Consider the following 12,918-nt stretch of genomic DNA (forward strand, 5'->3'; position numbering starts at 1 on the left):
TAAAATGGTCGATGTACAACATATGATAATGACTATAATAGTTTCGTTTGTAATAACTTTAATATTAGGGCCTATATTTATACCTATGTTACAGAAATTGAAATTTGGTCAAACGGTAAGAGATGAGGGACCTAAAAGTCATTTGGTAAAAAATGGAACGCCGACAATGGGTGGAATAATAATGATAATAGCTATACTTATAACTTGCATAACAACAGCTAGAGTCAATAAGGATATGATATTTGCTTTGATATCTATAATAGGTTTTGGACTTATAGGATTTATAGATGATTACATAAAGGTGGTTCTTAAAAGATCGTTAGGTCTTAGAGCTTACCAAAAACTTATAGGACAATTTGCTCTAGCAGCTTTACTTGCAGTGTATCAATCGAAAACATCTGCACTTGGAACACAAGTAATAGTTCCGTTTTTAAAGCAAACAATAGATTTAGGGTTTTTATATGTACCGTTTATAGTGTTTGTAACAGTTGCTACAGTAAATAGTGTGAATTTAACAGATGGACTTGACGGATTAGCATCAGGGGTTACGCTAATAGTAGGAGCATTCTTTGCTATGATAGCTCTTCAATGTGGAAATACTAGTATAGCTATAGTTTCATCTGCTTTAGCTGGAGCTTGTTTAGGATTTTTAAAGTTTAACGCACATCCTGCTAAGGTATTTATGGGAGATACGGGTTCTATGGCTCTAGGAGGGGCAGTTGCAGCAGCAGCTATACTTATGAACCTATCGCTTATAATTCCGATTGTGGGCGGTATATACTTTGCAGAATCGCTATCTGTAATAATTCAGGTAACATCGTATAAGCTTACAGGAAAGAGAGTATTTAAGATGAGTCCGCTACATCATCATTTTGAATTAGAAGGATGGCACGAAACAAAAGTAGTTATGGTATTTTGGACTGTAAGTATAATACTTAGTATAATAGGTTTCATATCTTTAGCTTAGACATGATAGGGGGAGTTTAATATGAACTTAAATAGTAAAAATGTATTATTAGTTGGGCTTGCTAGAACAGGAATATCTACAATTAAAAAACTTTATGAAAAAGGTGCAAAGGTTATAGTAAATGATATAAAGGATGAAGAAAAATTAAAGGATATACTAAATGATTTAAAAGGATATGATGTCAAATATGTATTAGGAAAGCATATAGAAGATATAAGTGGTATAGATTTAACTATAGTATCTCCTGGTGTTCCTTTAGACCTTGAGTTTATAAAAAAAATAAAATCAGCAAATATAGAAGTAATAGGGGAGGTAGAACTATCGTATAGACTATCTAAAAGCTTTTTTATAGGTCTTACAGGAACTAATGGAAAGACCACTACTACAACACTTGTTGGAGAAATATTTAAAAGTGCAAATAAGGATACTTATATAGTTGGGAATATAGGTAACCCTGTAATTGATACAGTAGATAAATCAAATGAAGACTCTGTCCTTGTTACAGAACTTAGTAGTTTTCAGCTTGAGAGTATAAAAGAATTTAAACCGAGAATAAGTGCAATACTTAACATAACGCCTGATCATTTAAATAGACATAAAACTATGCAAAATTATATAGACGCAAAGTGTAGAATTTTTGAAAATCAAAATGAAAATGATTTTACTGTTTTGAACTACGATTGCGAGATTACTAGGGAATTGGGACGAAAGTGTAAAAGTAAAGTTGTATACTTTAGTAGAAAACAGATTTTAAATGAAGGTATATATGTTAAAGACAATATAATAACAATAAATTTAAACGACAAAGAGATTAAACTTATGAATATAAGTGACATAAGTATACCAGGAAGTCACAATTTAGAAAATGCTTTGGCAGCTGTAAGTATAGCAGCTGTATATGGACTTGATATGGAGGTAGTTAAACAGGTTTTAAAAACATTCGGTGGGGTTGAGCACAGACTTGAATTTGTAAGACAAATAAATGATATTAAATTTGTAAATGATTCAAAAGGAACTAATCCTGATGCGTCTATTAAAGCTTTAAAAGCATATGATAATCCTATCATATTAATAGCTGGTGGTCAGGATAAGAAGAGTGATTTTGCAGAGTTCACAAAACTTTTCAATGGAAAAGTTAAACATGTAATTCTTTTAGGGGAAACAGCGGATATAATAAGAAAAAGTGCTATAGAACAAGGATTTAACGATTGTTACAAGGTTGAAAATATGGAAGAAGCGGTTCAAAAAGCATATAAACTAGCTTCTTCGAATGATGTTGTTTTATTATCTCCGGCCTGTGCTAGTTGGGATATGTATGAAAGTTATGAAGTTAGAGGAAATCATTTTAAAAATGAAGTATTTAGCCTTTAAGTCATTAAGGAGGTTTTTAAATGGCTAAAAAAAGAGAAAAACATTTTGACCCTTATGTATTTTATACTACGTTATTGTTAGTAATAATAGGTATTGTAATGGTATTTAGCTCAAGTTACGTTCAAGCTAAATTTAAACAAAATGATGCATACTATTTTTTAAAAAGAAATATGATATATTCAATACTAGGATTTTGTGTGATGATGTTTGTATCTAAGATAAACTACAAGAGACTAGAAAAGTTTATACCTATGATAGGTATTATCACTGTAATATTATTAATTGCAGTACTTACTCCACTTGGTAAGTCGTTTAATGGAGCGAGACGTTGGCTTGGAGTAGGGGGACTTACTATAATGCCATCTGAGATAGCTAAATTTGCTTCTATAATAATAGTATCGAAGGTAATCGATAACAAAAAAGATAAAATGAATAACCTTATAAAAGGGATAATACCTCCTCTTATGATATCAGTTGTATTCTTTGCACTTATAGTTCTTCAACCTGACTTATCTACTGGAGGAACTATAATAATGACGACATTCGTTATGTTATTTGTAGCTGGTATGGATTTGAAGTACGTATACACTATGATGGGTGCAGGATTTGTTTTGCTAGGTGGACTTATCGCAGTAGCACCTTATAGACTCAAAAGATTCACATCGTTTTTAAATCCATTTAAGGATCCGTTAGGAGATGGATATCAGGTTATTCAATCATTATATGCACTTGGATCTGGAGGTTTATTTGGTTTAGGTCTTGGAAGAAGTAGACAAAAGTTTTTTTATATACCAGAGCCTCAAAATGATTTTATATTTGCTATAATAGGAGAAGAACTGGGGTATGTAGGGTGTATAGTTATATTGTTGTTGTTTTTGTTTTTAATATATAGATGTATAAGAATAGCTATTAATTGTCCTGATACTTTTTCTTGTATGTTAGTTACAGGAATTACAGCTCAGATAGGAATACAGGTTATGATAAATATAGCTGTGGCAACATCATCAATGCCTGTTACAGGTATGCCACTTCCGTTTATAAGTTATGGAGGAAGTTCTCTTATAATATTTATGGCCGCTATGGGAGTTATATTAAATATATCAAGACATGTTAAGTTAGACAGGAGTTGATTTAATGAAAGTTTTAATTTCAGGTGGAGGAACAGGAGGTCATGTTTATCCAGCTATAGCAATAGCAAATAAATTAAAAGAAGAAATTGAAGATGTAGAAATTTTATTTGTGGGAACAAAAAACGGAATAGAAAGTGAAATAGTTCCAAAAGCAGGTTATGAACTTAAGACTATAACTGTTCAGGGATTTAGAAGAAAGATAAGTGTAGATAATTTAAAAAGGGTTATTAAGTTATTTAAGGGGCTAGAACAATCAAGAAGAATAATAAAAAAGTTTAAGCCTGATATAGTAATAGGAACAGGTGGATATGTTTGTGGCCCTGTAGTTTTAAATGCAAGCATAAACAAAATACCTACTATAATACATGAGCAAAATGCATTCCCAGGTGTAACAAATAAAATATTATCTAAATTTGTAAGCAAAATTTTGATAAGCTTTGAGGATGCTAAAAAATACTTTAAAGATAAAGACAATGTAGTTCTTACTGGAAATCCAGTTAGAAAAGAAATTTTAATAAGCAATAAATTCTCTTCAAGAAAAAAGCTTGGAATAAATGAAGATAAGAGAATGATTTTATGCGTAGGTGGAAGTGGTGGAGCTACAAAACTAAATGATTCCATGAAAAAAATAATTCCAAGACTTGTAAAAGAGGATATACAATTTATACATGCAACAGGAAAGAACCACTACGATAAATTTATAAACTCGTTAGGAGAGCAAGACTTCAGAGGATGTCAAAAAGTAGTTCCATATCTTGAAGATATGGCAAGTGCTTTAGCAGCGTGTGATCTTGTAATATGCAGTGCTGGAGCGATAACACTTGCAGAGGTTACGGCATTATCAAAACCGTCTATTGTTATTCCAAAAGCTTATACAGCAGAAAATCATCAGGAATTTAATGCTAAAAGTATAGAAAAAAAAGGCGCTGGAATAGCTATACTAGAAAAACAATTGACATATAAAAAATTGGAAGACGCTATATTTAAGATACTTGGAGATAGAGAAAAATTAACTCAAATGGGCAAAAATAGTGGAGAAATAGGAAGTCCTGAATCTATTGATAATATATATAAAGAAATTATGGATGTCTTAAAGTAACACAAAACCCTGCTAATACATAAAATTATATATTATAAAGACAAATTTAAAATATATCAATTTAACTTTTAGTAGGGGGTGGCCCTTTTGGCAAAATATATAGTCCAAGGTGGAAATAAATTAGAAGGTGAAATTAGATTAAAAGGTGCAAAAAATTCAGTATTACCCATAATAGCAGCAACTATATTGAATGAAGGGGAAAGTGTAATACACAATGTCCCTAATATATCAGATGTTAAAGTAATGATTGATATATTAACTCATATAGGTTGCTATGTGAAAATAGAGGGTGATACATTAACTATTAATACAAAAAATATTAAATCATCTGAAATTCCAGAAAGCTTTGTTCGAAAGATGAGATCGTCTATAATATTTTTAGGATCTATGGTTAGTAGGTTTGGTCATACTAAAATCAGTTATCCGGGTGGATGTGAAATAGGTCCAAGACCAATTGATTTACACCTAAAGTCATTATCTCAAATGGGAGTCAATATTGAAGAAACACATGGATATATAAAATGTAAAAGACAAAACAATAAGGCGTGTGAAATAACTCTGGATTTTCCTAGTGTTGGAGCTACTGAAAATGTTATGCTAGCTGCTGTAAAAACTAATGGTGTAACAAAGATATATAATTCGGCAAAAGAACCTGAAATAATAGACCTTGCAAATTTTTTAAATTCTATGGGAGCTGATATAAAAGGAGCAGGAAATAGTTGCATAGAAATATATGGTGTTGATAAATTGCATGATGTTGAGTATCGAATAATACCTGATAGAATTGCTATAGGAACTTATTTGGTAGCTGGTGCAATAACCAATGGAAGAATAATTATAGACGACATAATACCAAGTCATATTAATAGCATTGTTTCGAAGCTTAGAGAAACTGGATGTGAGATTGAGTATATAAACAATAAGGTTCAATTGATTGCGCCTAAAACTATACAGTCTATAGATGTTATAAAAACTTTACCTCATCCAGGGTTTCCAACGGATATGCAGGCTCAAATGATGGCTTTGATGACATTGGCAAATGGTGCTTGTATAATAAATGAGAATATATTTGAAAATAGATTTAAGCATTGTGAAGAACTTATTAGAATGGGAGCTAATATCAATGTTAATGGGAAATTAGCTGTAATAAGAGGTGTTGATAAACTAATGGGAGCTAAGGTTGAATCTTTTGATTTAAGAGGAGGTGCGGCTCTTGTTCTAGCAGGTCTTGCTGCCGATGAATATACGGAAATAGACAGTATACACCATATAGATAGAGGATATGAGGCTATGGAAAAGGTACTTAATAGTCTGGGAGCTAATATTATTAGGGCTTAGACTTAAGCCCTTTTTTGGGAGGGGGGACAAGTTCTATGAAAAAGAAATATAAAATAATTACTTTTATAATGATTTTAATTATATGTGTATTTGGTTATATGGTAATAAAAACGGATTATTTTATTTTAAAAAAATTAAATGTTGTTGGACAAGTTAAACTCAGCAGACAAGATATACTAATTAGTGGTAAAATAGAATCTGGGAAAAATATATATAAATATAGTTCAAAAAAAATAAGAAAAAATTTACTTGAAAATCCATACATAGAAGATGCTAATGTAAAAATAAAACTTCCCGATATAATAAGTATAGATTTAAAAGAAAGGGTGGCTATGTGCGCTATACCTTATATGGGTTCTTATGCTCTTATAAATGAAGAAGGGATAGTTTTAAAGGTTGAAGATGATTTGAAAAATGTAGATGTACCTTTAATTGGAGGGATAAATCTTCAAAAATTAAAAATAGGTCAAAATGTAGATTTAAAAGATGATAATTTATTAAATAAAATATTAAATTTGCTAAACGCTTGCAATAATGCTAAAATTTTAAGTAATATATCTCAAATAAATATAGATGATAATAAGAATATAGATTTATATACAATAAATGGAATAAGAGTTCTTCTTGGAAAAGGAGAAGACTTAGATTATAAGATGACAGAGTTGAACAAAATTTTAATAGATTTATACACTAAAAATATAAAAGTTGGGATAGTAGATATGAGGTATGACTCATACCCCGTATATAGACCTGAATAGGTGGTGGGTTATTTTGAAAAAAAATAGTTTGTCATTGTTAATATTGAGTTTTTTATTAGGAATGCTAATTATAATTGAATTTAAAACTGTAGATAAGACTACTGGTGGATTAGTATCTTCACAAAAAGCGAATCAATTATCAATTGAACTAAAGAGCTTGACTGATAGAAAAAAAGCATTGGAAAAAGATGTACAAGTATTGGATGAGAGGATACAGGAATATAAGGATTCTGAAGCTGAAAAAAATGTTCTTGTAAAAAACTTAAAAGAAGATACTAAAAAATATGAAACATTGGCTGGATATTATGATGTAAGTGGTCCAGGGGTTGTAATAACTATAAAAAAGCCACAAGGAGAAACTGATGAAACAAAATTGATTTACAATTACGATTATATAGTTACTATAATAAATAAGCTCAATGCAGCTGGTGCAGAAGCTATATCTATAAATGGAGAAAGATATGTACTGAATACAGAAATACATTTATCTGGAGATAAGGTTATAGTAAATGGAAACCCTATAATGACTCCGTTTGAAATTAAGTGCATAGGAAATTCTGATATATTAGAATCTGCTTTGAATATGAGGTTTGGTGTGATTTATCAGCTTAGAAAAGACTGGAACTTAGATGTGGATGTTAAAAAGAAAGATAATATAAAAATATCTAGATACAACAAGACTATAGAGTTTAAATATGCTAAGCCTGTAGAAGTTAATGTGAAGGTGAAATGATTATGGGTAGTATAAAGGTAAAACAAAAATCTATGATAATATTAAACTTTATAATAGGTATAGTAATAGCTATAAACATTAAAAATTTAAGCGGGAATCAAACTTTTGTAACATTAAAAACAATACAAGAAATTGAAAATCAAATAGAAATAGAAAGAGTTGAGGTTGAAAATTTAAATAAATTAATACTTGAGAAGAAATCTAATATAGCAAAGTATGAAATTGAAATCGAAGATACAGGTTCTATAAAGAGCATATTAGAAGAAGAATTAAATAATGGTAAGATTATAACTGGGTTTGAAGATGTAGTTGGAGATGGAGTAATAGTAACCATTAGTGATAGTGAAAGAGAAATAGAAGAATGGGAATATGCAGAGGATTTTGTTATTCATGATAGGAATGTAATAAAAGTTATAAATGATCTTAAAATTGCTGGAGCAGAAGCTATATCTATAAATGGAGAAAGACTTACTACATTTTCTGAAATAAAGTGTGCAGGTCCTACTATAACAATTAATGGAAACACATATGGACAGCCATTTGTAATAAAAGCAATAGGTAATAAGAAATTTTTGAAATCTGCCATGGAAGCTCCAAATTCCGAGATGAATTTAAATAAATATCTTTATGCTGTAGGTTTTGAGGTAGAGGAAAAAGATAAAATAATAATACATAAATATAGTGGTCAATTTGAATTTGAATATATAAAAGAAGGTGATTAATTTGATTTTATCTTTGATAGGACTTGCACTAGGAATCATTATTGGATATTATATACCTGTGACTTATCCTGATAGCTATTCTTTATACATATCGGTAGGGTTACTAGCTGCAATGGACTCAGTATTTGGGGCTATAAGAGCGACCTTTGAAGGTAAATACGATGGAATTATATTTGTGAGTGGATTTTTTGGAAATGCAATTTTGGCTGGTATATTGGCCTATATAGGAGATAGATTAGGTTTTCCTCTATATTATGCGAGTATATTTGTTTTCGGAGGTAGATTATTTCAGAATTTTGCTATTATCAGAAGATATGCTTTTAACAAATTGGTTAATAAAAAAAGAGGAAATTAATAATTTCTGTTGAATACCTTAAATATTAATAAAAATTTAAAAAAAAATATGATTCAATAAATATAGTATAAAAATAAAAAAAGAATTATTAAGTAAGGAGGTTCTTACATGCTACAATTTGATGTTGGTATGGATCAGTTTGCACAGATAAAAGTAATAGGAGTAGGCGGCGGAGGAAACAATGCTGTTAATAGAATGATAGAGGCTAATTTACAAGGAGTAGAGTTTGTAGCTATAAATACAGACAAACAAGCACTTTTTACTTCAAAGGCTGAGCAAAAGATACAAATAGGAGAAAAGTTAACAAGAGGACTAGGTGCTGGAGCAAATCCTGAAATAGGACAAAGAGCAGCAGAAGAAAGTAAAGAAGATATTACACAAGCTCTTCAAGGTGCGGATATGGTATTTGTAACTGCTGGAATGGGTGGTGGAACAGGAACTGGAGCAGCTCCTGTAGTTGCCAAGGTTGCTAAGGAATTAGGAATACTTACAGTAGGCGTTGTGACAAAGCCTTTTACTTTTGAAGGTAAAAGAAGAATGATTCATGCTGAACAAGGTATAAAAGAATTTAAAACTAATGTAGATACATTAATAACTATACCTAATGATAGATTATTACAGATAGTAGAAAAGAAAACATCTATGCTTGATGCTTTTAAAAAAGCTGATGATGTGTTACAACAAGGGGTCCAAGGTATATCTGATTTAATAGCTGTCCCTGGACTTGTAAACTTAGACTTTGCCGATGTCCAAACTATAATGAGAGAACAAGGGTTAGCTCATATGGGTATAGGTAATGCTAAAGGGGAAAATAGAGCTATTGAAGCTGCGAAGCAAGCTATTCAAAGTCCGCTGCTGGAAACTTCTATAAGAGGAGCAAAAGGTGTTCTTTTAAATATAACTGGAGGCGACGATTTAGGATTATTCGAAATTAATGAAGCTGCAAGCTTAGTTCAAGAAGCATGTGACGAAGAAGCTAACATTATATTTGGAGCGGTTATAAATGAAAATTTAGGTGATGAACTTAGAATAACAGTTATAGCAACAGGATTTGAAGAAGGACAAGATACTACTTTAAATATAGTAGATAAGAAAGATAAAAAAGAAGAAGTAAAAGAGATTAAACAAGAAAAAGTAAATACTAGTGTAGATCCTGATTTGGATATACCTACATTTTTAAGAAGAAGATAATATTATCTTCTTTTTTTTATGAAAAAATTGCAAACAAGAAAATATTGTTAAAAAATGAGGAAAATAAATTAGAATTCGACTACCTATTGTGACATAAAAATAACTTAAAATTTAGTATAATTTATTTATGAGTTACAACTAATATATGTCAAAAGAAAAAGGTGATTTAAATGATAGTTTATGCAGAATATTATTTTTTACATAATCTATTAGCAGATTACATGATATTAAAAACAACCTCGAGGATAGTAAATAACAATTTTTCTAAATATAAAGCTTTTCTAGGTGGGTTTATAGGAGCTTTATATAGTATGGTTTATTTTATTCCAAGTTTGATGTTTTTATACAATATTTTAATGAAAATTATTTTTTGCTTATTTATAGTATTTATAAGCTTTGAGTATAAAGGCATTAGAGAATATCTCAAAATATTGATGGTATTTTACATTGTGAATATGTTTTTAGCAGGTATTACATTTTACATAGTTTATTGTTCTGGTATAGAGTATACTTTAGTATCATTAGTTTTAATTTATGCTACTTTTTTTATAGCTAATAGTGGTTTTTTTAATAATTTTTACAAGATATTAAAAAGTCTTAATGTATTTAAAGATTTAAAAAATGATATAACGGTTAAGATTGAAGATAAGCAAGTTGTATTTAATACTTTAATGGATACAGGTAATTTATTAAAAGACCCTATAAGTCAAAATCCTGTAATGATAGTAGATGTTAAAAAGTTAGAAAATATTTTACCACAAGAATTGGTATATGTTGATTATTCTATTATGAATTTGAAAAAAGTAGATTATTTAATGAGTAAGTTAAGTAATACTATCTCGAGTAGATTTAGAGTAATACCTTATAAAGTAGTAGGAAATGAAGATGGATTGTTAATAGGAATAAAAGCAGATTATATAGAAATACAGGGACATAAAAAAGGGAATATAATATTGGGCTTATCAAATTTAAATTCGGATGATATGAATGCATATGATGCAATAATAAACCCTAATTTTATATGATAAGAAATCACAGAATTTCCGTTCTGACAATAATATCGATGTAAATAACTATACTTGCAACTATTTTGAGCAACGGAGTCCGTAGGACTCGTTGGCGATATGAGCTATGCGTTAGCATAAAGCGAATTTTATTAAGGGGGAGTGAAGTTCATGGTTAAGTTGTTTTATAATTTAAAGAACAAAATTGTATATTTAGTCAATAAATTATTGATTAAATTTAATATCATTAGAAAAAATGAGATATATTATTTAGGTGGTAATGATGTACTTCCTCCACCTTTAAAAGCTGAAGAAGAAGCTGAAGTTTTAAAAAAACTTGAGAATGATGAAAGTGTTAAAAGTATATTGATAGAAAGAAATTTAAGACTTGTAGTGTACATATCTAGAAAATTTGAAAATACAGGCCTTGATATAGAAGATTTAATATCAATAGGTACAATTGGTCTTATAAAAGCTGTTAATACATTTAAATTAGATAAAAATATCAAGCTTGCTACATATGCATCAAGATGTATAGAAAATGAAATACTAATGTATCTTAGAAAAAACAGTAAGAAAAAAATAGAAATATCATTTGACGAACCTTTAAATATAGATTTAGATGGAAATGAATTGTTGCTTTCTGATGTTATGGGAACTGACAACGATGAAATATACAAATTAATAGAAGAGGAAATAGATAGAGAACTACTTCAAATAGCACTGGATAAACTTTCTATAAGAGAAAAACAGATAATGGAACTGAGATTTGGACTTCAAAGTGGAGATGAAAAAACTCAAAAGGAAGTAGCTAATATGCTTGGAATATCTCAATCATATATATCTAGACTTGAGAAAAAAATTATATTTAGACTAACCAAAGAAATGAAAAAATTTGTGTAAATTGTTAAATTTTGAGTATTCTCTTTAAGTATAAAATTTATATTTCTGTAAATAATTTAATATAGAAATAACTTGAAGAGAGGGCTGGTATGATGCAAATAAATAAAGTAGAAATATGTGGAGTTAATACATCTGAATTACCAGTATTAAAAAACAAAGAAATGAGAGAACTCTTGGTTAAAATAAAGAATGGAGATGAAGAGTGCAGACAACAATTTGTAAATGGAAACTTAAGACTTGTTTTAAGTGTTATAAAAAAATTTAATAATAGAGGAGAGAATATAGATGATTTATTCCAAATAGGATGTATAGGTCTTATTAAAGCTATAGATAATTTTGATTTAAGTCAAAATGTGAGATTTTCAACTTATGCAGTACCTATGATAATTGGAGAAATAAGAAGATATTTAAGAGATAATAATCCTATAAGGGTTAGTAGGTCTTTAAAGGATATAGCTTATAAAGCTTTACAAGTAAGAGAGCGGTTGACAATAGAGAATTTAAAAGAACCTAATGTCACTCAAATAGCCAAAGAGTTAAATATGAATCGAGAAGATGTAGTTTTAGCTTTAGATGCTATACAAGATCCTATATCTTTGTTTGATCCTATATATCAAGATAATGGCGATGCTATATATGTTATGGATCAAGTTCAAGATAAAAAAGGAAGAGATGAGGTTTGGATAGAGGAAATAGCATTAAAAGAAGCTGTGAAAAAGCTTAATAGTAGAGAAAAGTTAGTTCTTGATTTGAGGTTTTACAAAGGAAAAACTCAAATAGAAGTTGCTGATGAAATAGGAATATCTCAGGCACAGGTTTCAAGAATAGAAAAAAATGCTTTAAAGAACATGAGAAAACATATTTGACCCTAAGTGGTCATTTTTTTTTAGTATAAAATAGATTCTTAATTCATAATTATTATAAATAAAAAAATTCGCTTCATGCTAACGCATGGCTCATATCGCCAACGAGTCCTACGGGCTCCGTTGCTTAAAGTAGTTGCTAGCTTAGTTTTCGTAGCAATGCTATTTACGATTAGAGATTGTATAATTTTCTATAGAATAAAAGGGGGAGGGATATATATGTTTAAAATTTCAGATATGATGGAAAAAGAGGTTGTTAATATAAATAACGGTAAAAAGTTGGGATTTATAAGTGATATAGAATTTGATATGGGAGAAGGTAGAATAAAATCCTTAATAATTGTTAACGAAGGTTCAAAAAATTATTTGTTATCTAGAGGAGAAGCTTGCGCTGTATCATGGAATAATATAATTAAAATAGGACATGATATGATCTTAGTAAAAATAGATCAACAAGTTGATTTTAATGACATAGACATATAAA

Annotated in this window: 14 protein-coding genes; all 14 read left to right on the top strand. The window is 29.5% G+C overall.

Annotated elements, in window-relative coordinates:
• Positions 1 to 4: 4 nt before the first annotated feature.
• The 14 genes from mraY to WJW32_RS12215 all read left to right on the top strand — a co-directional run bounded on the left by mraY (position 5) and on the right by WJW32_RS12215 (position 12,917).
• A complete protein-coding gene (gene mraY / locus WJW32_RS12150; RefSeq protein WP_340258691.1) occupies positions 5 to 967 on the top strand; it encodes a phospho-N-acetylmuramoyl-pentapeptide-transferase in 963 nt (320 codons plus the stop codon).
• 21 nt (positions 968 to 988) lie between these two features.
• Positions 989 to 2,338: a UDP-N-acetylmuramoyl-L-alanine--D-glutamate ligase gene (gene murD / locus WJW32_RS12155; RefSeq protein ID WP_340258693.1), complete on the top strand. Its 1,350-nt coding sequence runs from the start codon at positions 989 to 991 to the stop codon at positions 2,336 to 2,338.
• A 20-nt stretch (positions 2,339 to 2,358) separates the two neighbouring features.
• Positions 2,359 to 3,468, top strand: a complete 1,110-nt coding sequence (spoVE, locus tag WJW32_RS12160) for a stage V sporulation protein E (protein WP_340258695.1) — start codon at positions 2,359 to 2,361, stop codon at positions 3,466 to 3,468.
• A 4-nt stretch (positions 3,469 to 3,472) separates the two neighbouring features.
• A complete protein-coding gene (murG, locus tag WJW32_RS12165; protein ID WP_340258697.1) occupies positions 3,473 to 4,567 on the top strand; it encodes an undecaprenyldiphospho-muramoylpentapeptide beta-N-acetylglucosaminyltransferase in 1,095 nt (364 codons plus the stop codon).
• An 87-nt stretch (positions 4,568 to 4,654) separates the two neighbouring features.
• On the top strand, positions 4,655 to 5,905 hold the full coding sequence (murA, locus tag WJW32_RS12170; protein ID WP_340258699.1) for a UDP-N-acetylglucosamine 1-carboxyvinyltransferase: 1,251 nt from the start codon (positions 4,655 to 4,657) through the stop codon (positions 5,903 to 5,905).
• 35 nt (positions 5,906 to 5,940) lie between these two features.
• Positions 5,941 to 6,663 carry a cell division protein FtsQ/DivIB gene (locus tag WJW32_RS12175; RefSeq protein ID WP_340258701.1) on the top strand — a complete coding sequence of 241 codons (723 nt, stop codon included), beginning with the start codon at positions 5,941 to 5,943 and terminating at the stop codon, positions 6,661 to 6,663.
• Between the two features lie 13 nt (positions 6,664 to 6,676).
• Positions 6,677 to 7,396: a DUF881 domain-containing protein gene (locus WJW32_RS12180; RefSeq protein WP_340258702.1), complete on the top strand. Its 720-nt coding sequence runs from the start codon at positions 6,677 to 6,679 to the stop codon at positions 7,394 to 7,396.
• Positions 7,397 to 7,398: 2 nt separating this feature from the next.
• Entirely contained in the window at positions 7,399 to 8,118 is a 720-nt protein-coding gene (locus WJW32_RS12185) for a DUF881 domain-containing protein (protein WP_340258704.1), read from the top strand.
• 1 nt (position 8,119) lies between these two features.
• Complete coding sequence (locus tag WJW32_RS12190; RefSeq protein WP_445330240.1) at positions 8,120 to 8,473, top strand: small basic family protein; 354 nt, start codon at positions 8,120 to 8,122, stop codon at positions 8,471 to 8,473.
• Between the two features lie 108 nt (positions 8,474 to 8,581).
• Complete coding sequence (ftsZ, locus tag WJW32_RS12195; protein WP_340258708.1) at positions 8,582 to 9,664, top strand: cell division protein FtsZ; 1,083 nt, start codon at positions 8,582 to 8,584, stop codon at positions 9,662 to 9,664.
• 170 nt (positions 9,665 to 9,834) lie between these two features.
• Positions 9,835 to 10,689, top strand: a complete 855-nt coding sequence (locus WJW32_RS12200; RefSeq protein WP_340258710.1) for a sigma-E processing peptidase SpoIIGA — start codon at positions 9,835 to 9,837, stop codon at positions 10,687 to 10,689.
• A 150-nt stretch (positions 10,690 to 10,839) separates the two neighbouring features.
• Positions 10,840 to 11,571: an RNA polymerase sporulation sigma factor SigE gene (gene sigE / locus WJW32_RS12205; protein WP_340258712.1), complete on the top strand. Its 732-nt coding sequence runs from the start codon at positions 10,840 to 10,842 to the stop codon at positions 11,569 to 11,571.
• A gap of 92 nt (positions 11,572 to 11,663) precedes the next feature.
• Positions 11,664 to 12,437: an RNA polymerase sporulation sigma factor SigG gene (gene sigG / locus WJW32_RS12210; RefSeq protein ID WP_277734733.1), complete on the top strand. Its 774-nt coding sequence runs from the start codon at positions 11,664 to 11,666 to the stop codon at positions 12,435 to 12,437.
• 216 nt (positions 12,438 to 12,653) lie between these two features.
• A complete protein-coding gene (locus tag WJW32_RS12215) occupies positions 12,654 to 12,917 on the top strand; it encodes a YlmC/YmxH family sporulation protein (RefSeq protein ID WP_340258714.1) in 264 nt (87 codons plus the stop codon).
• Position 12,918: the final 1 nt, after the last annotated feature.

Source organism: Tepidibacter sp. Z1-5 (assembly GCF_037844525.1).
GTDB lineage: Bacteria > Bacillota > Clostridia > Peptostreptococcales > Peptostreptococcaceae > Tepidibacter_A.